General features: G+C 66.2%; 22 protein-coding genes. 12 read left to right on the top strand and 10 right to left on the bottom strand.

Going from position 1 to position 23,328, the window contains the following annotated elements; all coding sequences use genetic code 11:
• Window positions 1–12: 12 nt before the first annotated feature.
• Together N4264_RS21260 and N4264_RS21255 are read right to left on the bottom strand one after the other, a co-directional pair.
• On the bottom strand, window positions 13–1,485 hold the full coding sequence (locus N4264_RS21260) for a hypothetical protein (protein ID WP_261694223.1): 1,473 nt from the start codon (window positions 1,483–1,485) through the stop codon (window positions 13–15).
• Window positions 1,486–1,765: 280 nt separating this feature from the next.
• Entirely contained in the window at window positions 1,766–1,996 is a 231-nt protein-coding gene (locus N4264_RS21255) for a hypothetical protein (RefSeq protein ID WP_261694222.1), read from the bottom strand.
• A 186-nt stretch (window positions 1,997–2,182) separates the two neighbouring features.
• Between N4264_RS21255 and N4264_RS21250 the strand changes: the two genes are divergently transcribed.
• Window positions 2,183–3,388, top strand: coding sequence for a cytochrome P450 (locus N4264_RS21250; protein WP_261694221.1), 1,206 nt, complete (start codon window positions 2,183–2,185; stop codon window positions 3,386–3,388).
• Between the two features lie 16 nt (window positions 3,389–3,404).
• Here the strand turns inward: N4264_RS21250 and N4264_RS21245 are convergent, their stop codons facing one another.
• Together N4264_RS21245 and N4264_RS21240 are read right to left on the bottom strand one after the other, a co-directional pair.
• Window positions 3,405–3,872 carry an SRPBCC family protein gene (locus N4264_RS21245; protein ID WP_261694220.1) on the bottom strand — a complete coding sequence of 156 codons (468 nt, stop codon included), beginning with the start codon at window positions 3,870–3,872 and terminating at the stop codon, window positions 3,405–3,407.
• Window positions 3,869–4,507, bottom strand: a complete 639-nt coding sequence (locus N4264_RS21240; protein ID WP_261694219.1) for a class I SAM-dependent methyltransferase — start codon at window positions 4,505–4,507, stop codon at window positions 3,869–3,871. Before N4264_RS21240 ends, N4264_RS21245 begins: the two co-directional genes overlap by 4 nt.
• Before the next feature lie 103 nt (window positions 4,508–4,610).
• Here N4264_RS21240 and N4264_RS21235 point away from each other — a divergent pair, with 103 nt between their 5' ends.
• The gene (locus N4264_RS21235) at window positions 4,611–4,976 is read left to right on the top strand and encodes a DUF6164 family protein (RefSeq protein WP_261694218.1); all 366 of its coding nucleotides are present in this window, start codon (window positions 4,611–4,613) and stop codon (window positions 4,974–4,976) included.
• 39 nt (window positions 4,977–5,015) lie between these two features.
• On the opposite strand, the gene N4264_RS21230 is transcribed toward N4264_RS21235, so the two are convergent.
• Together N4264_RS21230 and N4264_RS21225 are read right to left on the bottom strand one after the other, a co-directional pair.
• Window positions 5,016–5,378 carry a VOC family protein gene (locus N4264_RS21230; protein WP_261694217.1) on the bottom strand — a complete coding sequence of 121 codons (363 nt, stop codon included), beginning with the start codon at window positions 5,376–5,378 and terminating at the stop codon, window positions 5,016–5,018.
• A gap of 22 nt (window positions 5,379–5,400) precedes the next feature.
• Window positions 5,401–6,255, bottom strand: coding sequence for a helix-turn-helix transcriptional regulator (locus N4264_RS21225; RefSeq protein WP_261694216.1), 855 nt, complete (start codon window positions 6,253–6,255; stop codon window positions 5,401–5,403).
• A gap of 72 nt (window positions 6,256–6,327) precedes the next feature.
• Here N4264_RS21225 and N4264_RS21220 point away from each other — a divergent pair, with 72 nt between their 5' ends.
• Entirely contained in the window at window positions 6,328–7,815 is a 1,488-nt protein-coding gene (locus N4264_RS21220) for a transglutaminase-like domain-containing protein (protein WP_261694215.1), read from the top strand.
• Between the two features lie 15 nt (window positions 7,816–7,830).
• On the opposite strand, the gene N4264_RS21215 is transcribed toward N4264_RS21220, so the two are convergent.
• The 3 genes from N4264_RS21215 to N4264_RS21205 all read right to left on the bottom strand — a co-directional run bounded on the left by N4264_RS21215 (window position 7,831) and on the right by N4264_RS21205 (window position 11,558).
• Window positions 7,831–8,355, bottom strand: coding sequence for a hypothetical protein (locus N4264_RS21215; protein ID WP_261694214.1), 525 nt, complete (start codon window positions 8,353–8,355; stop codon window positions 7,831–7,833).
• A gap of 177 nt (window positions 8,356–8,532) precedes the next feature.
• Window positions 8,533–10,695 (bottom strand): S46 family peptidase, encoded by a 2,163-nt coding sequence (locus tag N4264_RS21210; protein ID WP_261694213.1) that lies wholly within the window; start codon window positions 10,693–10,695, stop codon window positions 8,533–8,535.
• Between the two features lie 101 nt (window positions 10,696–10,796).
• On the bottom strand, window positions 10,797–11,558 hold the full coding sequence (locus tag N4264_RS21205) for an AraC family transcriptional regulator (protein ID WP_261694212.1): 762 nt from the start codon (window positions 11,556–11,558) through the stop codon (window positions 10,797–10,799).
• Between the two features lie 792 nt (window positions 11,559–12,350).
• On the opposite strand from N4264_RS21205, the gene N4264_RS21200 reads away from it, so the two are divergent.
• The 6 genes from N4264_RS21200 (at window position 12,351) to N4264_RS21175 (ending at window position 18,738) form a co-directional block, all read left to right on the top strand.
• Window positions 12,351–13,289, top strand: a complete 939-nt coding sequence (locus tag N4264_RS21200; RefSeq protein ID WP_261694211.1) for a proline racemase family protein — start codon at window positions 12,351–12,353, stop codon at window positions 13,287–13,289.
• Window positions 13,286–14,410, top strand: a complete 1,125-nt coding sequence (locus tag N4264_RS21195) for an NAD(P)/FAD-dependent oxidoreductase (RefSeq protein ID WP_261694210.1) — start codon at window positions 13,286–13,288, stop codon at window positions 14,408–14,410. Before N4264_RS21200 ends, N4264_RS21195 begins: the two co-directional genes overlap by 4 nt.
• Window positions 14,400–14,645, top strand: coding sequence for a 2Fe-2S iron-sulfur cluster-binding protein (locus N4264_RS21190; protein WP_261694209.1), 246 nt, complete (start codon window positions 14,400–14,402; stop codon window positions 14,643–14,645). The genes N4264_RS21195 and N4264_RS21190 overlap by 11 nt, the downstream gene beginning before the upstream one ends.
• On the top strand, window positions 14,638–15,918 hold the full coding sequence (locus N4264_RS21185) for an NAD(P)/FAD-dependent oxidoreductase (RefSeq protein WP_261694208.1): 1,281 nt from the start codon (window positions 14,638–14,640) through the stop codon (window positions 15,916–15,918). Before N4264_RS21190 ends, N4264_RS21185 begins: the two co-directional genes overlap by 8 nt.
• Window positions 15,915–16,820 (top strand): dihydrodipicolinate synthase family protein, encoded by a 906-nt coding sequence (locus N4264_RS21180; protein WP_261694207.1) that lies wholly within the window; start codon window positions 15,915–15,917, stop codon window positions 16,818–16,820. Before N4264_RS21185 ends, N4264_RS21180 begins: the two co-directional genes overlap by 4 nt.
• A gap of 337 nt (window positions 16,821–17,157) precedes the next feature.
• Window positions 17,158–18,738, top strand: coding sequence for an aldehyde dehydrogenase (NADP(+)) (locus tag N4264_RS21175; protein WP_261694206.1), 1,581 nt, complete (start codon window positions 17,158–17,160; stop codon window positions 18,736–18,738).
• A gap of 164 nt (window positions 18,739–18,902) precedes the next feature.
• On the opposite strand, the gene N4264_RS21170 is transcribed toward N4264_RS21175, so the two are convergent.
• Window positions 18,903–19,310, bottom strand: coding sequence for a hypothetical protein (locus N4264_RS21170; RefSeq protein ID WP_261694205.1), 408 nt, complete (start codon window positions 19,308–19,310; stop codon window positions 18,903–18,905).
• Between the two features lie 163 nt (window positions 19,311–19,473).
• Here N4264_RS21170 and N4264_RS21165 point away from each other — a divergent pair, with 163 nt between their 5' ends.
• The 3 genes from N4264_RS21165 (at window position 19,474) to N4264_RS21155 (ending at window position 23,242) form a co-directional block, all read left to right on the top strand.
• A complete protein-coding gene (locus tag N4264_RS21165) occupies window positions 19,474–19,872 on the top strand; it encodes an MGMT family protein (protein WP_261694204.1) in 399 nt (132 codons plus the stop codon).
• Window positions 19,873–20,044: 172 nt separating this feature from the next.
• On the top strand, window positions 20,045–21,829 hold the full coding sequence (locus N4264_RS21160) for a DUF1800 domain-containing protein (RefSeq protein ID WP_261694203.1): 1,785 nt from the start codon (window positions 20,045–20,047) through the stop codon (window positions 21,827–21,829).
• 9 nt (window positions 21,830–21,838) lie between these two features.
• A complete protein-coding gene (locus tag N4264_RS21155; RefSeq protein ID WP_261694202.1) occupies window positions 21,839–23,242 on the top strand; it encodes a DUF1501 domain-containing protein in 1,404 nt (467 codons plus the stop codon).
• The last annotated feature ends 86 nt before the right edge of the window (window positions 23,243–23,328 follow it).

Raw genomic sequence — 23,328 nt, 5'->3', positions numbered from 1 at the left:
ATCACGCGGCGGTCAAAGCGGGTTGAGCTGGCAGCAGTACCCTTCGCCAGTGGTCTGGATGATCGGCGTTCCGACGTAGCTGGCGGCCTGCACGACCTTGACCGGCGGCGTGAACTGTTCCCGCGGCAGGCTGATCGGCCACCAGGCAAACTGCCACGGTACCGCGCACTGGGTGCGACGATTGGGGTCGGTCTGCACCAGGTAGAAGTCCTGCGGGTCGCTCACGGCCTGCCAGTCGGTGAACGTGGTGCCGGCCAGTACGTAGCGGTTGCCCTTCAGGTCGATGGCGCTGAGATTTTCCGCCTTGGCGCTTTGGGTGCTGAAACGGAACGGTTGCGCGTTTGGTCCCAGGTTGGCCGGTGCGGCCGATAGCAGGAAGCCGTCGCCCGCGGTCACTGTTCCGCGAATCGTGCCGGTGGCGAGAATCGAGCCCGGCAGGCCCGTGGTCACGAGCGATTCGACGACGTCGGCCGCGGAGGAGCCGTCTTGTGGATCGCGCCAGATCGACTGCACGATCGGCGCGCAACCACCGGACTGGAACCGGGTCAGGTAGATGTTCGTCGCGTTGCCGCCGGTGTTCGGCGCGCTGGAGCCGACCAGTACGCTTTCATTGGCGAAGTTACCGACGCGCAGCGCGGTGATACCGAAGTAGTCCTCGTTGTTGGTATCGAAATTACCCATGACGCTGTTGCACAGGGGGGCGCCGGTGGAGCGCACGCGGAACATCAGGCCGCGACGATCGGATGCCCAATTGGCAGAGCCGGCCGACGAGCCGGCGACGATGATGTCCGGGAGGGCAGACACGGCAGACTTGTTTTCGGTCACCGCGCGGAAGCGCAGCCCTGGATTCTGCGTGGGAAGCGTGTAGGCGAAATTCCATATCATGCCGCCGCCCGCGTTCAGGCGCACGATACGGCCATGCGTCACGCCGGCGGATGCCGCGATCGCTTCATCGCCGACGACCACCAGTTCGCCCAGTGCCGCGGGCGCCGTCGGATTCGCCGTTTCGATCACGTCATAGCCGACGGCGCGGTTCCCGACGGCCTGATTGCCGAGCAACCGCGTCCACATCACGCTGCCGTCGCAACGGATACGCATGGCATACATCATGGTTTCGTTCATGCTGACCGAACCGGTGAGTACGAAACCGCTGCCGTCGCGCAATTCGACCACTGCATTGGCGCTGGAATTGACACTGCCACCGATCCGATAGGCGCGCTGCCACATGGCAATGCCGGTGTTGTTCGTGCGGGTGGCCAGCACTTCCGTCGCGTTGGCGGCCCGGCGCGTTCCGACAACAATGTTGCCGCTGTTGGGGCAGAAATTGACGGCTTTGACGTCCTGTCCGCTATCGTAGGTGGGAACCTCACCGTAGTGCGTTTCGTAATTCTGCGCGACTGCGATTGGTGCGAACATCGCGGCGAAGGGTGCTGCCAGAGCGAGGCTGGACCAAGGCATGAGTCTGCCGAAAACCAGGGGTTTCATGGAGAATCTCCGTTATGGACGTGTAGAGTTCGTCGAACGACTGCCTGCACGGCCCCCGCCGTGCCACTGCACCGCCGCCGGTGCCGGCGGCATGCCCGGCGAGCCACCGATGACTGGCCCGCCGGGCGAGAAGGTGCGCAGGCCCTGCCTGCGCCAGACGAAGTAGAGGACCAATCCCTTTCCAGACCTTCTCCGACCTGGAAAACGTCGGCCTGGAACAAAAGCGAACAGCGCGTCTGTTTGCTTTGTGTAATTCACTGCTGCGGTTAAACAGCGAGAACTATATATTTTCTTCCACGCCGTTCGTTCCCGCTTCCGTGCCGGTTGTCGGCTGGCGAAGCGGCGCGTCCTGCACGAACACGCGAGCGTTAGTTTCGATCCGCGGCGCAGGTAGCTGATCCGTCTGGCGGACTTCGCCTGTTTCGTCGACGTGCGGCACTGCAGCATTCACCTGTCGTGGCACGTGCCGACAAGATTTCCCGAGCACACCATTGATCGGGTCGAAATTCACCCGGCCTTCCCGACGGGCTGGCGGAACTCACACCGTCCAGGGCCGAATTCGCCCGTCGCGTCGCGCGGAGGCTGTGATACATACGGGAAGCGTCGTTCAACAGGCGAGTGGCGCCAGGAACGTCTGAAAGTGTGCTCGGACATTCCAAAAGTGCAGGAATCCACTGTGTGGCTGACAGGAGGCGGCATGCAACTGAAAGATCTGGCCAGTCCGGCTTTCTACGAGAACCCCTATCCTTTCTACGAGGCGCTGCGTGCGGCGGGCCCTCTGGTCGAGCTGGGTTCGGGCATATGGGTGACAGGACGCTATTCGGTCGTCGACAGTCTGCTGCGCGATCGTCGCATGGGGCGTGCCTACATGCGCAATGTGCGGGCGCGCTACGGCGAGGAACGCGCAAAGGCTCATGTGTTCCGCAGCTTCGAGCAGATGATGCTGCTGATGAACCCGCCGGATCACACCCGGCTGCGCCGCCTGCTGATGCAGGTGTTCAATGCGCGCCAGACCGAGTCGTTCCGCCACATGGCGCAGGTCATCGCCGACCACTTGATCGACGGATTCGTGCACACCGGCAGCGCCGACCTGATGGCAGACTTCGCCACGCCCCTGCCGATCAAGGTCATTTGTACGTTGCTGGACGTGAGCCTGGCGGACGAGTCGATGTTCACGCGGTCTGTCGGGGCCATCGTGCACGCGCTGGAAGTGGCGCCGATGAGCGACGACCAGATCGACCAAGCCAACCAGGCGGCACTGGAACTGGAGGCCTATTTCCAGGACATCATGCGGGAGCGCCGCCGATGTCCGGGGAACGATCTGATCTCCATGCTGCTGACTACCGCCGATGGCGATGACCGTCTCAGCGATGAGGAGATTGCAGCCAATATCGTGCTGATGTTCGTGGCGGGTCACGAAACCACCTCGAACATGATCGGCAACGCGTTGATCGCCCTGCACCAGGACCGTGCCGAATGGGACCGGATTGTCGCCGCGCCGGAACACGTCCCGGACGCCGTCGCCGAGTGTCTTCGCTACGATCCGTCGGTACAGATGACCGGCCGGGCGGCGCTGGAGGAGATCGATATCGCCGGCGTACACCTGCAGCCGGAGGAGATGATCTTCCTGTGCCTGGGGTCGGCCAACCGCGATCCAGAGCGGTTCTCCGAGCCGGCCCGGTTGATGCCCGGACGCGCCGAGAAGGACGCCCGGCTGCTGAGTTTCGGCGGCGGTATCCACCATTGCCTGGGGGCGCGCCTGGCCACCGCGGAGCTGGAGGTGGCGCTCGATACGCTGGCGCGCCGCCTGCCGGGCCTGCGTCTGACGGGTCTTGAGCACCTGCGCTGGCACCAGCGCAACACGCTGCGCGGCGTGGAGTCGTTGACGGCCCGGTGGCAGTAGCGGGGCAGGGCAGCTGCTACGCCTGTAGCAGCTGCGCCATGCGTTGCAGGCACCGGCGCATCGCGCCCGCCATGAAGACACGCAGCAGCGGTGCGGCGATCGGAAAGGCCAGTGGCGAGGTCAGCTCGAACCGATAGCGCCAGGTGACGGCCGAGTGGTCGGCTGATCCGTCGATACACCACTGTGCCTGGGCCTTCCTGACCAGCCAGGAAAAGGGTGGCCGGAAGCCTTGCAGTGTGTAGTGGTGTTCGTGGGGTGGTGTGACCTGCGTGATGGTCTCGGTCAGGCTGCTGCCGTCGCTGTTGTCGATCGTGCGCGTGGTGCCGGCGGCGAGACTCCCGTGCAGTTGAATGGCGCGGATGGCCGGGATGGGGCCGAAGCCGGCAAAGCATTGCGGGAAACGCCCGGCATCGACGGAGAGGGCGAAGATCGGGTCCGGTCCGCAGCGAAAGGCGTGGGTTGCGACGAGGTCGACACAGGTCATGCGGCAGAGTTCCTTTCAATACGACGCCAGGCGCTGGCCAGCCATGGCTGTTGGTCCAGCGGCAGCCCGGCGGGCCTGTAATAGTACTCAAGTTCACAAAATCCCGCTGCCGTGAGGTAGGTGCGCCACTGCGCAAGATCGTGGTACGCACCATAGCGCGCGCCATTCCACCCTTCGCGGTTGTCGCCGCGCGGATTGGAACTGAACAGCACGCCGTCGGGCTTGAGTGTCTGGTGCAGCTGGCGCAGAACGCGCGGCAGGTCACGGCCGGGAACGTGGAAAAGCGAGGCATTGGCGAAGATGCCGTCGAAATGGTGGTCCGGCAGGTGCAGGTCGAGAAAGTCCTGCTGCCACACCTCGCAGCCGCTGTAGTCACGCGCCATCTGGACAAAGGATTCAGCACCGTCCAGGCCGACCGGCGCATGGCCGCGTTCGACGAAGGCTTTCAGGTCGCGGCCCGGTCCGCAGCCGAAATCGAGCACCCGGAAGGGCGGCGTGCCGCGCAGATGCCGAAGCAGCGTGTCGATGTTCTGGCTGACGTCGTGATCCATGGTGCCGGCGCGAAAGCTGTCGGCATTCTGGTTGTAGTGGGCCAACGTAGGACCGGAGGGCGACTCATCAGCGGCGCGGGGCATGGCAGCATCACGGTGAAAGCCACAGCATAGGCCGCGGGCGCGCACCGGTCGAGTGCATGGGAAGCCAGTGGTCCGCCTCGTCGAGGCTGCGTATCATCCGCCGATGGCCCGATTGCTCCTTTCCCTGCGTGATGTTCCCGACGACGAGGCGGACGACGTCCGTGCATTGCTCGACGCGCTGCCGGTGGCGTACTACGAGACGCGTCCGAGCCGGTTCGGCATTTCGGCTGGCGGTATCTGGCTGGCTGACGATGCCGACGAGACGCGGGCACGTGAAGCACTTGCCGGTTACCAGGCACGACGTCGCGAGGCAGCGCGCGCCGACTACGCGCAGGCGCTGCGCGATGGCACCGCGGTCGGCTTTTTCACCTTCCTGCGGCGCCATCCGCTTCGCGTGCTCGTCACATTGGTGGCGATCGTGCTGCTGGTCGGCCTGTTGCTGTTGCCATCGCTGCTGATTGGGCGGTGAGCCGCCGGCGCGGCGGGCCGCTACGCCTGTGATAGTGGTCTACGTCAGGCAGACGGCTTCGACGTTGTTGCCGTCGGGGTCGATCAGGAATGCCGCGAAATAGGTCGGGCTGTAGTCCGCGCGCAATCCGGCCGGTCCATTGTCCGCCGCGCCTGAGGCCAGTCCTGCCGTGTGAAACGCCTCTACCGACGACCGGTCCGGTGCCCGGAACGCCAGGTGCACGCCGCGCGGGGCTGGATACTTGCCGGCGTGCAGCCACAGCGCGGGCTGGCCAGCGGGCCCGAATCCCGCGCCGTGGTCGTCGCGGCTGCAAAGGGTGTAGCCGAGCGGTGCCAGCACGGCGGTGTAGAAGCGGACGCTGGCGTCCAGGTCGGTGATGCGCAATCCGATGTGGTCAAACATGATGGGCTCCTGGTTGGAGCGCTCATGGTGCGCCGACGGTACGGATGCGTTCTTGGAAAATCTTGCGGTCGCCCAGGGACGCCTGGCGAAAGCCGCGGGGCGATACGCCGGCGACACGATGGAACGTACGCACGAAGTTCGACAGGTCGGAAAACCCGATATCCAGCGCAATGTCGGTGACTGGCTGGTCACCCGCGGCCAGCTGCCGGGCAGCGCGACGCAGGCGCGAACGGATCAGGTACTGGTGCGGCGTCACGCCGACGACCCGGTTGAACAGGCGCAGAAAGTGAAAGGCGCTCAGCCCGGCCTGGGCGGCGCATTGATCAAGGTCCAGTGGCAGGTGGGACTGCTCATCGATCCATAGCGCCACCTCCACGGCACGGCGGCGGTCACGCGCGGGAACGGCCGGGCCACTGCCGGAACGGTCTCCGGCCAAGCGCAGGAAGCGTCCTGCAATCGCCAGTCCCAGCTCATCCAGTCCGATGTCACTGGCGCCTTGCGCCGCGGCCTGCGCCATCTCGCCCAGCACCATCAGGGGGGCGGCGGGCGGCAGCGCCCCGATGCGCCAGGCGTTGCCGTCGCCGTCGAGCGTATCGACCAGCGACGGGTCGAGGAACTGGAAGGAAAGGCATTCGTCGCCGGCTTCGTGGTGGTCGTGGGTACAGCGGTACGTATCGCCGCTGCGGCCGACCAGTACGGCGCCGGCGACCAGTTCGTGCTGGTGCATTCCGCAGCGATAGCCAAAGCTTCCCCGGCGAACGTAGGAGACGGAATGGGTGCCGTGGCACTCCTCGAAAGAAGCGTCTGCCGGGCCCGCCTCACAGCGGTAGTCGATCACCCGGATCGACCGGTTCTGGAACAAGGTGTCCGCGCTCATGCCGGCAGTCTAGGCGCCGGGCGCGGCCGGCGCGAGCGCCAATCCTGACCGGTGCGGCGGGGCCGGCGCGGCGTGCGAATATGGCAGGCACCTCTCCTGGTGGTGCTGGATATGGCGTTGCGCGGTACACGGTCGGGTGGAACGTTCTGGCTGCTGGCCACCGCGCCGGTGTTGCTCGCGTTGTCATGCCCGGCGTTCGGATCGGAGATCGCCTCGTCGGCGATCGAGCATGCCGGAACGCGCCACGGCACCGAGACGGTGGAGCGCTCGGAGCGCGACGGCGTCATCCAGATGCGCCGCAACATTCACGTCCGTGTCGAAGGACTTGTGCAGCAGTCAGTGGTCCTGGAGGAGCAATCGGTCGAGACAGCGCAGGGTTTGCCCGTCAGTCTGCGCTACGCATCGCGCGCCGGCACGGCCGGGGTGAATGCGACCGTGACCGTCAAGGGCAATCGCCTGCTGTGGGAGCACCGTCGCGGCTCCCGGACCCAGCGTGACAACCTGCCTCTGCCGCCGGAACTGCTGTTTCCCGCCGCATTGGAGCGTCGGATTGCCGCGCAGCCGCGGGAGCAGCGCTGGACGTTTGACTACGACGAAGTCGATCCCCGCGACGGCCAGTTGCGCCGCGTGAACCTGCGCAGCGACGGCTTCGTGCTGGACGGCATGATGGAGATCACGCGCAGTACCGGACCGGGATCGACCGTACGCATGTACTGGTCGCCTTCGCAGCGCCGGCTGGTGTCGTCCCTGAACCTGCTGGGCACCGTCTTCCGGATGCGGCCGTGTTCGAAGGAATGCGAAGGCGATGTGGTCCCGTTTGCGATGATGGATTCCCTGTCGGTGGCCTTTCCCTACCGGCTGTCCGACGATGCGATGAAGGGGACGATACGCTACGTGATTGAAAGCAAGGACGATGAGCTGGTGCTGCCCTCGACGCGGGAACAGACCGTCGTTGCGCGCGGCCGGCGTTCGGTCGTCACGGTGTGCGCCGACTGCGGGACGGAACCAGTGCCGCAGGCCGGCGAACTGGTGGCGCTGCGCAAACCCAGCCAATGGCTGCAGAGTGATGACGCACGGATAAAGTCTCTGGCCAAGGCGGCGCCGCGGAACATTTCCGTCGAGGCGCAGATGCGCATGCTGGTCAGGCAGGTGCAGGCGCACATGACCGGCCCGTCGGACCTGCTCGGCTATGCCACGGCGCTGGAAGCGTTTGAATCGCGCAGCGGCGACTGCACGGAATTTGCGATCCTGCTGGCGGCGCTGGCCAGGGCGAACGGCATCGCGACGCGGGTGGTCAGCGGCCTGGTCTACAGCCGCTCGCTGGCGGGTAAACGCGACAGCTTCGTGCCACACATGTGGGTCCAGGCCTGGACCGGTACGCGCTGGGCCAGTTTCGATGCGGCGCTGGGCAATTTTGATGCGTCCCACATCGCGGTGCAGATAGGTGACGGCTCGCCGCAGGCGTACAGCGGCGTGCTGGAGGCGATCCGTGGATTGCGCTTTGTCGCAGCAGGTGCCGTAGCCGAAAAGCCAGAGGGGCCGACCGGCCCCCCTGAGTGAAGCAGGTGTGCCAGATCAGCGCTCGGCGTCTGGCGTCTTCGGTTCCGTCGTGAATTCGGCGTCCAGGAAGGCATCGGTCGACACCACGGGCAGGGCCGCGGCGCTGTCCTCATCGATCCACTCGACGGACTGCGGCGCCTGGATACCGCCCATGACGACAAGTTCCATTTCCGTTTCGGGCGCCTGTTTTTCGGTCTCGTCGCAGCGGACCTGCGGCTCTTTACCCGGAACGAGCCGCTGTTGCTGCGGTCCGGCTGACATGCCTTCGGCCTGCGTATCGGCATGGACCGGGCTGAGCGCCAATGCCGCCATGAGCCCCAGTCCTGCCGTGGTCAGCGTCGACGGGCGGCGTTGCGGCACGGAGTAGGCGACGCAGACACTGCCGGTGCACGCCGCGAGAAAGGCCTTGCGTTCCGAATAGCTCATGCCGCTGAGGTTGTGCACCTTGCGTTCGCACAGTGTGCAGAAGTTTTTCTCGCCGGTGGGCATGGATTTCCACTGGACGGGGCAGGGACTGTCGATCTTCGGAACCTTCACCATGACGCTCTCCACGGGCTGTGAAGTCGTTGTAACGCGGCATGTACGATTCCGGGGTGAGGCTCCGCAGAAATCGCTGCGGCGGCAACATCGGCCGCCGCACGCGCAGCCATTGCAACGCCGGGCCCGACGAACCGCCCTGGCGTCCGGTGGCAGATCGCTGCTACCCGGAGCCGGCCCTCATCCATCGGCGGGAAGGCGCATCTCGCGCAGCAGGTGCGGCGCCGGCCAGACCTTTTCCATCAGCCAGCGCAGATACCGCATGTCGACGTGGATCGCACGCTTGTAGCGCGGATCGTATTGCCAGCTGGCGCTGACCGATTCCCAGTTGCTGTCGAAATTCAGGCCCACCAGTTCGCCACGCGCGTTCAGGACCGGCGATCCGGAATTCCCGCCGGTGCTATCGAGGTTGCTCAGGAAATTGACGGTCTGGGTCTTGAGCGTGGGATCGGCGGTTGCACCGAAGTCGCCCTTGGCGATGGCTGCCAGCAGTGCCGCCGGGGCATCGAACGGCACCTTGCCCGAGTGCTTTTCCACGATGCCGGCCACGGTGGTGACCGGTGTGTATTCAACGCCGTCGCGCGGACGGAAGCCGGTGACGCGTCCATAGCTCACGCGCAGGGTGCCGTTCGCATCCGGATAGAGCGCACGCTGGCTCTGCGCGTACCAGGCCTTGAGCGCGCGCATGTAGGACGGACGCAGACGCAGCAGCTCGCCCTCGCGCTGCTTGCGCTCGTGCTCCAGGCGCAGCAGGGCCGGTTGCAGCTGTGCGGCGAGAACCAGCAGGGCATCGTTGGACTGCCGCAGCGCGTCCGCCGGGCCATTGAAATAGGCCAGGCGTGTTTCCTCATCGCCCAGTCGCGTGGTGCCGTAGATCGCCGCCAGCGCTTTCTCGGCCTCGGGGCCGGTACTGCCGAAGGCCGCGTCGAACTCGGCCACGCGCTGTTCTTTTGGTAGCGCCTGGTAGCGTGCCAGCAATGACAGCAGCAGTGCCTGTTCCATGCCGGGCTCGTAGCGGCGCTGCACCTGCTTCATCTGCGCCAGCAGAAGGGTTTCGTCCCGCTGCTGGTAGCCGCTCTCGCGGCGGGCGTCGGGCTTGTCGTGCTCCAGCGCACGCCGCTGCAGGGTGATGGCTGCGTTGAACAACTGGATGTGCCGGGTCAGCAGGCCCAGGATCAGGTCCCGCTCGCGTGTGGCGCTGGCGTCGCGCAGGAGACGGCCAACCTGGTCGATATCGCGTTTGATTGCCGCGGGCTGGCGGGACGTCGCCAGCCAGGCGAGAAAGGTCTGCTCGGCAGTTTCCCGCAGTTGCTTGGCGTCACCGCGGAGCAGGCCCTCCCGCTCGCCGCTGAAACGTTTGCTCGCGTTCTTCAGGCTGGCCAGCAGCGAGGCGTAGCGCACGGCCGCTTCCGCGTTTCCGGCGCTGCGCGTTTCGATGACGCGGATCAGGCCCGTGAGAAGTTCCACCGACGTCGGCAGGCCCCAGTCGACGCGCTCGGTGACCTCGTACGACAGGCGATGGCGATAGGTAATGCCGGGGTAGCCGGCGAGCATCACGAAGTCGCCGTCCTTGGGGCCGTCGTGTGTGATCTGGAGATGCGCCGGCGGCTGGTACGGACGGTTTTCGGGCGCGAAATCCGCGACGGATCCGTCGGGCGCGACGTAGGCGCGCAGCAGGGTGAAGTCGGCGGAATGGCGCGGCCAGACGAAATTGTCGATCTCGTCGCCGTACTTTCCGGCCGCACTGGGCGGCGCGTAGACCAGTCGCACGTCGCGCAGCTCAAGCTGGCGGATCCGGAAGAATTCGGCGCCGTAGTCCATCGTGGCGACACTGCAACGCATGCCGGGCTCGCGTTCACACGCGGCCACGATGGTTTTGTTGGCCGCTTCGACGGCGTCGAAGTAGGCACGCCCCTTCTTGCCTTGCGCGGCCTTGAGCACCTCGTCGGTCACCCGGTCGAAGCCGACCGTGACCAGCACGCGGAAATCGGGTCCGGCGGGCAGTTCGGCGGCCTGGTCGGCTGCCACGAAGCCCGTTTCCAGGAGGTTGCGGTCGGCGCGTGCGTTGTACTGGATGGCGCCGTACGCCACATGATGATTGGTCAGCAGCAGGCCATTGGCGGAGACGAAGGCGCCGGTGGCGCCGCCGGCCTTGACGACCGCGTTGAGGGGCGGGCGGGTCAGGTCAGCCAGTGCAGCGGCATCGGCCTGGAAGCCGGCGGCGCGCAGGGCGGGCGCCAGGTCCGGCAGCTGCGAAGCCATCCACATTCCTTCGTCGGCCGTGGCCTCCAGCGCCAGGGCAAGACCACCCGCCAGGACGGCGGCACGCAGCACTACGGACATAGGTCGACTCCGTGGTAAACGCCGTACCTTAGCAGGTCGACGACGCTCCCGGAGATGCCCTGGCCGCGTCTGGATGCGGTCGCAGGGCGTGTGGATGACGCCTACTCGAGCGGCTCGGGCCGCATCAGCTGGCGGTACTGGCGTGGCGCGAACCCGGTGACCTGGCGGAACTGCCGCGACAGGGCGCTCTGATCAGAGAAGCCGGCGTGCTGCGCGACCTCGGCGATGGCCATGTCGGTGGACGCCAGCAGGCGCGCCGCGTGATCGATACGGGTCTTGATCAGGTACTGGCCGGCCGAGAGGTGGAAGATCTTTTTCATGCGGCGCTCGAACTGCGCCTGCGACAGGCCGGAGCGCTGCGCCAGTTCCTCCATGCGCAGCGGCTGGTCATAGTTCTCGAGCATGTAGTCGACGGTGTCGGCGAAACCGGCGTCGATCAGCCCCGCGCGACTGGGTTCGATCAGGTCCTTGGAGATGCAGGCCAGGCCGATCACGCGCCCGGAGCCGTCGTACAGCGGTTCTTTCGTCGAAAGGCACCAGCCGGCGCTGCCATCGCGATACACGGTGAGATCAAGGTTGTCGATGATCGGCTTGGCGGTGCGGAACAGGCGCTCGTCCTGCCGGGTGTAGCGCTCGGCCATCGGGCGCGGGAAGAGGTCGAAGGCCGTCTTGCCGATCGCATCCTGCTTGCGCTTGAGACCACATCGGATGACCGCAGCTTCGCTCATCGCGACGTAGCGCCCCTGGCGGTCCTTGATCGAGAAGACGATGTCCGGCAGGCGGTCGAACAAGGCTTCCACGTACCAGGGAGTGGCGACTCGCGCCATGAAGGCTTCGCGCCAGCGGGCCAGTTCACCGTTCATGGCTGACGCCCGGGCGCAGGATCGCGCCATCGCTTGTGGTGTGCCGCACTATCGATTTGCTGGTCTGCATATCTCCCCCGCTCCCGCACTGGTCCGTCCTGGGGACAGCGACCACTGCGAACCGTTCATTGTGCCGATTGTGTCGTCGCTATGGCCGGAATTTGCTAGTCCCTGCGCCGTCGGGCTGCGAGCATGGCCACCACCGTGTACGCGCGCATCGTCGTTCCATGCACCGGCGAACGCGTACGTGACGGCACGTGTCCGCACGGGCATGCGCACGGTCAGGTGCATACGGGACAGGGAGACAGCGCGTCACATTCGCCCGCGACTGCGCCAGCGCAGTCGTTGCGCAATCGTGTCCGGCGATTGCCGCCTCGTCACGGAGTGCATCCTGCCCTTGCGCGCGACAATGGCCGGCAACGGCAATCCGGCCGGGATGATATCGCGCATTGATGCTCGTCGTGCACATCGATCTTGCGGAACCCGCTTCGCTACCGAATGGAACGCTTCTGCAAGGAAGGCGCCAGCACCGCCGCAAAGCCGATGCAGGCGCGCCGACGCGTGATTGTGGCAAACGTGCGGGGTGCAGGTATCCGTTGTCAGGTACATGGGCTCTGTCGCGAGTTGGCAAAAAGTCGCGCATAGTCCGGGGAAACACGCCAAATGGAGGGGTGCAGACCTTTGTCGTAGCCAATGGCAATTTGCGAATCACCGTGTCGTGGCAGCCTGATGCGCCAATCCCTGGCGAGGGTTGCCGTCTAGCATGAACAAACCATCCATAGCACCTACACCATGAGCCGAACCCGCATCATTGACTCCCATACCGGCGGTGAGCCTACGCGTGTCGTCGTCGAGGGCGGGCCTCCGCTCAAGGGGCTGAACCCCCAGGCCGCCCGGGAACAATTGCAGCGCGAACACGACGCCTGGCGACGCGCCATAGCGTGCGAACCGCGTGGTTCGGATGTCATGGTCGGTGCCTATCTGCTGGAGCCGACGCAGCCCGGCTGCATTGCCGGCGTGGTGTTCTTCAATAATGTCGGCTACCTGGGCATGTGCGGCCACGGCACGATCGGCGTCGCCGAAACGCTGCGCCACCTGGGGCGCATCGGTCCGGGCCGCTTCAAACTGGAAACGCCGGTCGGCGTGGTCGAGGTCGAGCTGCACGATGACGGTCGCGTATCGATTGCCAACGTGCCGAGTTATCGCATCGCGGCCAGGGTGCCGGTCGAGGTCGACGGCTACGGCCGCCTTCATGGCGATATCGCCTGGGGAGGCAACTGGTTCTTCCTGGTCGATGATCACGGGCTGGAAATCGATCGTGCAAACATCGGCAAGTTGATGGATTGCGCGGTGCAAATTCGCCGCGCATTGGAAAAATCGGCCATTACCGGAACCGATGGCGCCGAGATCGACCACGTCGAGCTGGTCGGTCCTTCGCCGACCGGCGGTGTAAATGCGCGCAACTTTGTACTTTGTCCCGGCCTGGCCTACGACCGCTCGCCCTGTGGCACCGGCACCAGCGCCAAGCTGGCGTGCCTGGCGGCCGACGGCAAGCTGCAACCGGGTGACACCTGGCGCCAGGAGAGCGTGATCGGCAGCGAGTTCGAAGGCCGCTACGCCCGTACCGCCAATGGCGCGATTCAGCCGGTGATCACCGGCCGCGCCCACGTGGTGGCCGAATCGGTGCTGGTATTTGATCCGGCGGACACCCTCACCTGGGGATTTGCGTGATCCACGACGTCCTCATCGTCGGCGGCGGCATTGTCGGCTGCGCGATCGCGGAGCGATTGGCCCTGGGCGGGCTGTCGGTCTGCCTGGTCGAGCGCGACTGCATCGGCGGTGGTGCGACGGCTGCGTCGATGGGGCATCTCGTCGTGCTGGATGACGATCCCGCCGAGCTGGCCTTGTCAGCGTGGTCCTGCGAGCGCTGGCGCATCCTCGCCGATGCGTTGCCCGCGGGCGCTGACTACCGCGCCACGGGGACCCTGTGGGTCGCCCGTGACGGGGAGGAAATGGAAGAAGCCGAACGCAAGCAGGCGCGCCTGGCGGGTGCGGGCATAGCCAGCGAGATGATTTCCGCGGCGACGCTGGCGCGTCTGGAGCCCGCGCTGGCGGAGCGACTGGCCGGTGGCCTGCGGGTGCCATCGGACGCCGTGGTCTATCCGCCCGTGGCGGCTGCCTGGCTTGCGCGCCAAGCGGCCGCGGCAGGCGCCGACATCCTCAGTGGCATCGCGGTGCGCAATCTCGATCCCGCCGGCGTGGTTCTGGCCGATGGCCGCGAGGTGCGTGCCGACAAGGTGATCATCGCCAACGGCTGCGCCGCGCCCGAGCTGCTGCCGGCGGTGCCCATCCGCAAGCGCAAGGGGCATCTGCTCATCACCACGCGCGGCGCACCGACCGTCACGCACCAGCTGGTGGAGCTGGGTTACATCAAGAGTGCCCACAGCACCGAGGGCGATTCGGTGGCTTTCAACCTGCAACCCCGGCCCACGGGGCAGTGGTTGCTCGGGTCCACGCGCCAGTTCGATGACACCACCACTGGCGTCACACCACGCCTGGTTTCGGGGTTGATCGAGCGCGGCAAGGCGTTCGTGCCCGCCCTGGCGGCCGTGTCGGCGCTGCGCGCCTGGACCGGATTCCGCCCGACCACGCCGGATCACCGTCCTTTGATCGGCGCCTGGCCGTCACGTCCAGGAACCTGGCTTGCCTGCGGGCACGAGGGCCTTGGCGTCACCACGGCACTGGGCACGGCCGATCTCATCGCTGCACAACTGCTGCAGACCGCCACGCCGTTTGACGCCGAGCCGTTTGCGCCGGCGCGCTTCGCCGCGGAATACGAAAATGCCGCATAAGGTACAAATACTTATCAACGGGCGTCGCGAAGAAGTGCCCGCTCACATCAGTGTCGCCGCCGCCATCGCGGCCATCGGCCAGGGCGCGACGCGTCGAGACCTCACCGGCGCGCCGCGCGCGGCCTGTTGTGGCATGGGCGTGTGCTTCGAGTGTCGCGTGCGCATTGACGGCGCCGAGAAACTTGGCTGCCTGACGCGCGTGAGCCAGGGCATGGAGATCACCACGGATGCCTAGGTGTCATGCGGAAGTCCTGGTCATCGGCGCCGGCCCCGCGGGTATCGCGGCGGCCGTGACGGCCGAGCGTGCCGGCGCGCGCGCCGTGCTGGTGGACATGCAGGCGGAGCCCGGTGGCCAGATCTGGCGCGGGCAATGGCGCCAGCGCAAGAACCCTGCCGCGCGCCAATGGATGGAAGCGCTGGAGCGCTCTCCCACGGAATGCCGGTTCGGTTCGCGCCTGATCGCCGTTCCCGAACGCGGGACGGCCTTGTTCGACAGCCCCGAGGGCGCCCTGACGATCCAGTACGAACGCGTCGTCGTGGCAACGGGCGCGCGCGAGCTGCTGTTGCCGTACCCCGGCTGGACGCTCCCGGGTGTTTTCGGTGCCGGCGGACTCCAGGTACTGGTGAAGAACGGCTGGCCCGTGCAGGGCCGCCGCGTCGTGATCGGCGGCACGGGACCACTGCTCCTCGCGGTGGCCGACACCTTGCGCGCCCACGGCGCGAACGTGGTGTGCATTGCCGAGCAGGCACCGCTTTCCGCGGTAGCGTCCTTCGGCGTCGGGCTGGCGGGTAATCCCGGCAAGCTGGCGCAGGCGTTCGGACTCGGCTGGCGTCTGCGCGGCGCCCGCTATCGCACCAGCAGCTGGGTGACGCGCGTGCACGGCAAGGACGCGGTCGACGGTGTCACCGTCCGCCAGAATGGACGGCTGGTCGACTACGCCTGTGACGCCGTCGCCACGGGGTACGGCCTGGTCCCGAACCTTGATGTCGGCGCCAGCTTCGGGTGCGAATGGCGCGACGGGGCCATCTGGGTCGACGCCAACCAGCATACGAGCGTTGCCGGCGTGTACTGCGCCGGTGAAGGCACTGGAATCGGTGGTGTGGACCAGGCGCTGACGCAGGGGCAGATGGCGGGCAACGCCGCTGCCGGGCGTGCCGACCTCAATCGCGAGCTGCAGCAGCGCCGCAACGCCGAGATGCGCTTCGCCGGCCAGCTTCGCACCGCGTTCCGGCTGCGCGACGAGATCCGCCAGCTCGCCGAAGACAGCACCGTCCTGTGCCGGTGCGAAAACGTCAGCGTCGGTGCCGTGCGCAGTTGCGCATCGGCGCGCGAGGCAAAACTGCAACACCGCCTCGGAATGGGGCATTGCCAGGGGCGCGTGTGCGGCGGCGCCGCCTCCTACCTGTTTGGCTGGTCGCCAAGCCTGCCGCGTCCGCCGCTCGCACCCGTTGCGATCGGCAATCTGGATTATTCCTCTTTTTCACAATCGCTTGAGAGAACCGTATGACCACCATCTGGCAAGGCGTGCTTCCCGCCATCACCACTCCGTTCGACGAAAAGCTGGCCATCGACCACGCATTCGTGACCAAGCACGTGCGTTGGCTGATCTCCAACGGTTGCAAGGGCATCATTCCCTGCGGTTCGCTCGGCGAAAGTGCCACGCTCTCGTTCGAGGAAAAGGTCGCGCTGATCAAGACCTGCGTCGCCGCCACCGAAGGAAAGGTGCCGGTCATCCCGGGTATCGCAGCGCTCTCCACCGACGAGGCCGTGCGCCTGGCCAAGGCCGCCGAAGCGGCCGGATGCGGTGGCCTGATGGTGCTTCCGCCGTATGTGTATTCCAGCGACTGGCGGGAAATGAAAGCACACGTCGCCGCCGTGATCGGCGCGACCAAGCTGCCGTGCATGCTCTACAACAACCCGCCGGCCTACAAGACCGATTTCGTCGCGGAGCAGGTTGCCGAACTCGCGGCCGAATTCCCGAACCTGCAGGCCGTGAAGGAATCGTCCGGTGACTCGCGTCGCGTCACCGCGCTGGTTGCGCTGCTCGGCGATCGCGTCCGCGTGGGTATTGGCCTTGACGACATGGTGTGCGAAGGCGTGGCTGCCGGCGCCGAGTTCTGGGTTGCCGGCACGGTCAACGCGCTGCCGAAGGAATCGATCGCCCAGTTCGAGCTGGCCAAGGCCGGTCGTTGGGACGAAGCCCGCGCACTCTACCGTTGGCACCTGCCGCTCCTGCGCCTGGACACCGTGGTGAAGTTCGTCCAGCTCATCAAGCTGCTGCAGGAAGAAGTCGGCATGGGCAACTCGCGGGTGCGTCCGCCGCGCCTGGAAGTGATCGGTGCCGAGCGCGAATACGCCCTGGGCGTCATCCGCACGGCGCTGAAAGAACGCGAAAAGCTCGCGGCGTAACATTGCTGCAGGCCCGGACGAGGCCAGGGGGGCGACCCGTTGTTCGCGATGGCGAGCCGGTTCGTCCAGCCCTGGCCTCGACGTCTGCGGAATCTGGCGGTGTCGCGCAGTGCGCGACGCTGCCGGTCCGCTTCTGGCCGGGCTGATCACGGGTGTTGCGGGCCGGCCTGCCCGTCGGGGGAGCGACGGCGCGTTTTTGCCGAGGTGAAGCGCCGGCTCCGCATCCCACCGGTGGTCGCCGCGCAGACGGCCGCGATCCGGTGCAGAAGGTCCTGGCCAAGGCGACCGATCGTCGCCGCCGGGAAGACCATCAGACGTTTCAACAGTGAGAGTCGACATGTCGGGATTTGAAATTCAAGGGCACTCGCTGATCGGTGCCGAACGCGGCCAGCCGGGCGGGACGACGTTCCATGGCGTCGATCCGGTCACAGGCGGTGCCCTCAGCCCGCCGTATCACGTGGCGAGCACGGCCGAGGTCGAGCGCGCCTGCGAACTGGCCGCCGCCGCGGCGCCTGTTATCGCCGCGCTCAGCGGCCGAGAGCGTGCCGCCTTCCTGCGCGCGATCGCCGACCAGATGGAAGCAGGGCGTGCCGACTTCGAGCGGCTGGTGCCGCTGGAGACAGGCCTGCCGCAGGCGCGCGCCAGCGGCGAGCTGGGCCGCACCATCGGGCAGCTCCGCGCCTTCGCCGCCCTGGTGGAGGAGGGCAGCTGGGTCGATGCCCGCATCGACCACGCCGATGCGGCGCGCCAGCCGCTGCCCAAGCCGGACGTCCGTTCGATGCTGCGGCCGCTCGGGCCCGTCGTCGTATTCGGGGCGAGCAATTTTCCGCTGGCCTTCTCGGTCGCCGGAGGCGATACCGCCAGTGCGTTTGCTGCCGGTTGTCCGGTGATCGTCAAGGCACATCCGGCGCATCCGGCCACCGGCGAGCGAGCGGCACTGGCCATACGTGCCGCGGTCAAGCAGTGCGGACTGCCCGAGGGCACATTCTCCCTGCTGTTCGATGCCGGTCACGACGTCGGTGCGGCGCTCGTCCGCCACCCGGCGGTTCGCGCAGTCGGCTTCACCGGCTCCACGGCCGGTGGGCGCGCGTTGATGGACCTGGCGGCCGCCCGCCCGGATCCGATTCCGGTATACGCCGAGATGGGCAGCATCAACCCGGTGTTCGTGCTGCCGCATGCCGCGACGTCGCGCGGTACGGCCATCGCCCAGCAACTGCATGGGTCGGTCATTCAGGGATGTGGCCAGTTCTGCACCAGTCCCGGTGTCATCCTCGCGCCGATGGACGCTTCATCGAACCTGCGGGACCAGCTCCAGGCTCTGTTCGGCCAGGGCAGCGCCGCGCCGATGCTTACCGGTCCGATTGCCAACCGCTATGCCGAGGGCGTGAAGGAGATGGCCTCCGTCCCGGGCGTGGACCTGCTCGCCGGTGGCACCGCGGTGGAACGGCATGCCGTTCCGTCGCTGCTGCAAGTGGAGGCGGCCCGTTTCCGTGACGAGGCGCGGTTGCACGAAGAGGTCTTCGGGCCCTCGACTCTGCTGGTCCACACCGGTGACGTCGACGAGATGCTGAGCATTGCCGGTTCGCTGGACGGCCAGCTCACGGCGACGATCTTCGCAGATCCGGAAGATGAGGCGGCCGCCGGTCGTCTGCTGGAAGTGCTCAGCACCGTGGCGGGGCGGGTCCTGATGAATGGCGTGCCAACCGGTGTTGAAGTCTGCCCGGCCATGGTGCACGGCGGTCCGTATCCGGCCACGTCGGATGGGCGTACCACATCGGTTGGAACGGCGGCCATCGAGCGTTTTACGCGTCGCGTGTGCTACCAGAACATTCCCGACAGCCTGCTGCCCGAATCGCTGCGGGAATCCAATCCCCTCGGTCTCTGGCGCCTGGTCGACGGCGTGCGGGTCAAGCAGTAATACGTGGACGACCGCGCGGCGCATCGCCGCGCGGTTTTCGATCCGGATGGGGGCGAGCGCCGGCTTCGTCTTGCTGGCTGCCGGCCAGAGTGCAGGCCGCTTGTTCCGCTGGCCAGGTGTCGCTCGACAACCTGGGGTGGTTCGACAACCTCAGGCGTGTTGCATCAGAACGCGTCACCGCCGGCGCTGATGGCCTGCTCCATGCGATCACCCAGCGGCCCCATTTCGGCGATCAGAAGATCGATCTCCTCGACACACAGGTGCTCGTAGGGGCGGTTCTCGCACAACTGCAGGTACGGCGAGCCGTCCAGGTCGCTGACGGCGAGGAAGCCAATGCGCTGCTCCCAGTTGAACCGCAGGCAGCGCTTCGCATCCATGCCGGTGAGCGGGCCGATGGGCGTGGACAGGCGCAGGTATTTGCGACCGTCCTCGTGTTCGAGCTCTGACAGATAAATGCCCTGGTGGCGCGTGCCGTTGGCCAGCAGCATGTCGAAGCTGATCAGATAGGGATCGTTGATGCGCAGCTGGTGGCGCGCGCTGATATGCGAGCGAATTTGCTCGAAGCTGTGCATGGCGAACTCCAGAATAACGACAAGGCGCCTATGCTACCGTGGCGACGGCGCATTGGCGCTCTTGCTTTTTTCAGCGAATCCGGGGTCTATTTTGCAGTCCCCGCCGTGCGCAGGGCGTGGAGAGCACGCCGGCGCGGCGCCCGCCGATATCGGGTTTTCGCCCATGAGCCACACGGTCGTGCAAGACAAACTGCCGCAAGATCCTGCCGCTGCCATCCGCGCCGTGGTGGCCCGGATACCCGCTGGCAGCGTCGCCAGCTACGGTGAGATTGCCCAGCGCGCGGGTCTGCCGCGGCGGGCCCGCCTGGTCGGCAAGGTGCTGCGCGACACGCCCGACGGCGTCCGCTTGCCGTGGCACCGGGTGCTGCGCTCGGACGGACGCATTGCGTTCGCGCCGCGCACTGCGCCGTTCCGGGAACAGCGCGCACGACTGATCGAGGAGGGCGTTCGCGTCCTCTCCGGCAAGGTCGATCTTGCCCGTTACGGATGGGACCGCAACCTCGATGCGGCACTGTGGGCGCCGCCGGTCTCCGAATCCTCGTCGAAACGATCGCGTCGTTAGTCAAGTGGAATAGTTTTATTATCCACTTGGGCCGTGGTGCGGCGTGATGCCCCCGCGCTCCGCCTGTCGATGTAATCGCTGCCATTCGTCGTCACTTCCTCGCATCCGCAACGCAAATCGCGTTGGATCGGCGCCGGCCGTCCCCGGGTCGGACGGTCAGGGAGGATTTGCGATGGAAAAGTCTGGCAGCTTCCGTGGTGTCGTCGCCGCACTCGGCATGATGCTGGCCGTGTCCGCTACTGCTCAGGTAGAGCCTTCGCGGCGACCGGACCGGATGTTCCACCAGGGCTTCGAGCGGGTCGACGCCGGGCCTTTCAACGACGCGGACGCCGCACGGTTTCTTGCCCAGGCCAGCTTCGGTGCGACGACGGCGGATATCCAGCGTCTGCGCCAGCTGGGCTACGCCGGATGGTTGGCCGAGCAGCAATCGCTGCCGATGACGCGGGAGCTGGAATACCTCGACTGGGTCGCCAGTACCGGTGAGCCGGTGTACCAGAATGCGCGCGTGGAAGCGTGGTGGCTCGGTGCGCTGGGTGGCCCGGATCCTGCTGTACCGACACGGCTGCACGGCGATCAATTGCGCCAGCGCGTGGCATTTGCGCTGAGTGAGATCTTCGTCATTTCCAAGCTGAGCGGAGCAGTAAGCGGCCAGGTGCGATCCATGTCGCAGTACTACGACATGCTCGCCCAGCACGCCTTCGGCAATTATCGTGACCTGCTCGAAGCGGTAACCCTGCATCCGGCCATGGGCCACTACCTGTCCATGTTCAAGAACCGCAAGCCCGATCTTGTGGCGAACATCCGGCCCGATGAGAACTACGCGCGGGAAATCCTGCAATTGTTCTCTATTGGCCTTGTGCAGCTTAATGCAGACGGTACGCCGCAGCTCGCAGGCGGCCAGCCGCTTCCGACCTATGGCCAGACCGTAGTACGCGGTTTTGCCCACGTGTTCACCGGCTGGAACTGGAAGAACTGCTACCAGGGGAATTCCTGGGACTGGGAGTTCTGCGAACCAGGACCCAATGGCGCCTACTGGCTTGAGCCAATGGAACCGGTCGCGGACTACCACGACACGCAGGGCCCGGAAACCGATGGCTCCGGCCTTGCTTACAAGCAATTGCTCGACTACCCCGGCGTCGCGTTGCCCTCCGGTCGCCTGTACGCCGGCGGCACGGCGCGCAGCGATCTGCAGGCCGCTCTGGACAACATCTTCCACCATCCCAATGTCGGGCCGTTCCTGGCGCGACAGCTGATCCAGCGCTTGGTGACCAGCAATCCGACGCCAGCCTACGTCGGGCGCGTGGCGGCCGTCTTTGCCAACAACGGCAGTGGCGTGCGCGGTGACCTCGGCGCCGTGGTGCGCGCCATCCTGCTGGATCGCGAAGCGCGCTACGGACTCTATAGCGAACCGGATCGCTTCGGAAAAGTACGCGAGCCGCTGCTGCGCCTGACGCATCTGCGGCGTGCGCTCGACGCGCGTGCCGGAAACGGCCGGTTCTTCGACTGGAATCCCGAGTTCGATTTCGCGCAGGCACCGCTGGCGTCGCCATCGGTGTTCAACTTCTTCAAGCCGGACTACTCGCCACCGGGTGAGCTGGCGGGGCAGGGGATGGTCGCTCCGGAACTGCAGATCCACGCCGAAAGCCAGATCACCGCGCAGGCGAATGCGCTGGGCTCGCAGGTGTTCTGGGGGTATGTCGGGCAGACGTTTGCCGACGAGACCAACATCCTGATCAATTCGACCCGCGACACCGCATTGGCGGAAAATCCCGCCGCACTCGTCGAGCGGTATGACCTGCTGTTCCTCTCCGGGCAGATGTCGCCCTGGCTGCGCGAGCGCCTGGTGGCTTACCTGCAGACCATCACCGCCAATTCGGTTCCCGAGTACCGGCGGCAGCGGGTGCACGAGGCCCTCTACCTGATCCTCAATTCTCCCGAATACGCGGTACAGAAATAGGAGCGCGCCATGGATCGTCGAGCTTTTCTCTCGCGGACTGTCCGCGCCGCCCTGGGCGGCGTGGCCGCCACCTCGATGCTGGGCCAGATGCGCCTGGTCGAAGCGGCGACGACGGCCAGCCTGCCGCGCGGCGACGCTGGCTACAGGGCGCTGGTCTGCCTCTTCCTCTACGGCGGGAATGATTCGGTCAACACGATCGTGCCGATCGACGGGGTGGCGCGCAGCGCCTACCAGGGCTCGCGCGGCACCCTGCAGCTGCCGGTGTCGGCGCTGTTGCCGCTGACGCCTGTGGCGGGTGGCGCGGCGCCGTCGGACGGCTGCCGCTACGGCCTGCAGTCTGCTATTCGTGCGGGTGATGCGGTCGGGACGTCCGGTCTGCGGGACCTTTTCGCGACGGGAAAGGCGGCCGTGGTCTGCAACGTCGGCACCCTGGTGCGTCCGACGACAAAACCGCAGTACCAGACCCCCGGCTTCTCACTGCCACCGCAGCTGTTCTCCCATGATGACCAGCAGACGTACTGGCAGACCTCGCGCCCGGACAGCAGCCTGGGATGGGGCGGACGGATCGCCGATCTTCTGTACGCCACGAATTCGAACACGGTGTTGCCGATGACGATGACCATCGGCGGTGAAAATGTGCTCCAGCGCGGCGCCGTCGTGAACCAGTACGCGCTCAACCCTCATCCACAGGGTGCGGTGCCGATCAGTGCGATCGAAAACAGCTGGAATGCACCGCGTCGCGACATCCTGCGTGAGATGAATGCGCCCGAGGCGCAGGCGCACCGGCTCGAGCGGGCCTTCGCGCGGTCGATGAACCGTGCGATCGACAACTACGGCATGGTCGCGACCGCGCTGGCCGGCGCTCCGAATGTCGCCACGGTGTTCCCGGATACGCGCCTGGGTGCGCAATTGCGCATGGTGGCGCGCCTGGTGGCGGCGCGCCAGACATTGGGCATGCAGCGGCAGATTTTCTTTGTATCGGCTGGCGGCTTTGATACGCACGATACGCAGCTGGCAGATCATCCCGGTCTGTTGTCGGATGTGGCGCGCTCGTTGGCCGCGTTCTATGCCGCGACCGTCGAGCTGGGCGTTGCCGAAAGCGTCACCACGTTTACCGCCTCGGACTTTGGCCGCACGCTCTCTTCCAATGGCGATGGTTCGGATCACGGCTGGGGTGGGCACCACTTCGTCATTGGTGACGCTGTGCGTGGCGGCAGTTTCTACGGTGCGATGCCTTCGCTCACCGTCGGTGGGCAGGACGACGCCGGCTGGGGGCAGGTGATTCCCACGCTTTCCGTGGATCAATACGGCGCCACGTTGGCGCGCTGGTTTGGCGTAGGCAGTTCGCTGATGTCGGATATTTTTCCAAATATCGGAAATTTCCCGGTCGCGGATATCGGCTTCATGCGCTGACCCGGTGGTTCGGGCGTCGGGGTGTGCGAGGTGGCCGCCGTGTATACCACTCGGCACAGGCGGTCGAAATCGCCGACAAGTGGTGT

Origin of the sequence: Tahibacter amnicola (assembly GCF_025398735.1) — a bacterium.
Classification (GTDB): Bacteria; Pseudomonadota; Gammaproteobacteria; order Xanthomonadales; family Rhodanobacteraceae; genus Tahibacter; species Tahibacter amnicola.
This window is presented reverse-complemented; position numbering and strand designations above follow the sequence as displayed.

Excerpts from the sequence above, each read along its gene's own strand:
- N4264_RS21260 (WP_261694223.1), bottom strand. The coding sequence starts at position 1,485 with ATGAAACCCCTGGTTTTCGGCAGACTCATGCCTTGGTCCAGCCTCGCT.
- N4264_RS21250 (WP_261694221.1), top strand. The coding sequence starts at position 2,183 with ATGCAACTGAAAGATCTGGCCAGTCCGGCTTTCTACGAGAACCCCTAT.
- N4264_RS21245 (WP_261694220.1), bottom strand. The coding sequence starts at position 3,872 with ATGACCTGTGTCGACCTCGTCGCAACCCACGCCTTTCGCTGCGGACCG.
- N4264_RS21240 (WP_261694219.1), bottom strand. The coding sequence starts at position 4,507 with ATGCCCCGCGCCGCTGATGAGTCGCCCTCCGGTCCTACGTTGGCCCAC.
- N4264_RS21235 (WP_261694218.1), top strand. The coding sequence starts at position 4,611 with ATGGCCCGATTGCTCCTTTCCCTGCGTGATGTTCCCGACGACGAGGCG.
- N4264_RS21230 (WP_261694217.1), bottom strand. The coding sequence starts at position 5,378 with ATGTTTGACCACATCGGATTGCGCATCACCGACCTGGACGCCAGCGTC.
- N4264_RS21225 (WP_261694216.1), bottom strand. The coding sequence starts at position 6,255 with ATGAGCGCGGACACCTTGTTCCAGAACCGGTCGATCCGGGTGATCGAC.
- N4264_RS21215 (WP_261694214.1), bottom strand. The coding sequence starts at position 8,355 with ATGGTGAAGGTTCCGAAGATCGACAGTCCCTGCCCCGTCCAGTGGAAA.
- N4264_RS21210 (WP_261694213.1), bottom strand. The coding sequence starts at position 10,695 with ATGTCCGTAGTGCTGCGTGCCGCCGTCCTGGCGGGTGGTCTTGCCCTG.
- N4264_RS21205 (WP_261694212.1), bottom strand. The coding sequence starts at position 11,558 with ATGAACGGTGAACTGGCCCGCTGGCGCGAAGCCTTCATGGCGCGAGTC.
- N4264_RS21200 (WP_261694211.1), top strand. The coding sequence starts at position 12,351 with ATGAGCCGAACCCGCATCATTGACTCCCATACCGGCGGTGAGCCTACG.
- N4264_RS21190 (WP_261694209.1), top strand. The coding sequence starts at position 14,400 with ATGCCGCATAAGGTACAAATACTTATCAACGGGCGTCGCGAAGAAGTG.
- N4264_RS21185 (WP_261694208.1), top strand. The coding sequence starts at position 14,638 with ATGCCTAGGTGTCATGCGGAAGTCCTGGTCATCGGCGCCGGCCCCGCG.
- N4264_RS21180 (WP_261694207.1), top strand. The coding sequence starts at position 15,915 with ATGACCACCATCTGGCAAGGCGTGCTTCCCGCCATCACCACTCCGTTC.
- N4264_RS21175 (WP_261694206.1), top strand. The coding sequence starts at position 17,158 with ATGTCGGGATTTGAAATTCAAGGGCACTCGCTGATCGGTGCCGAACGC.
- N4264_RS21170 (WP_261694205.1), bottom strand. The coding sequence starts at position 19,310 with ATGCACAGCTTCGAGCAAATTCGCTCGCATATCAGCGCGCGCCACCAG.
- N4264_RS21165 (WP_261694204.1), top strand. The coding sequence starts at position 19,474 with ATGAGCCACACGGTCGTGCAAGACAAACTGCCGCAAGATCCTGCCGCT.
- N4264_RS21160 (WP_261694203.1), top strand. The coding sequence starts at position 20,045 with ATGGAAAAGTCTGGCAGCTTCCGTGGTGTCGTCGCCGCACTCGGCATG.
- N4264_RS21155 (WP_261694202.1), top strand. The coding sequence starts at position 21,839 with ATGGATCGTCGAGCTTTTCTCTCGCGGACTGTCCGCGCCGCCCTGGGC.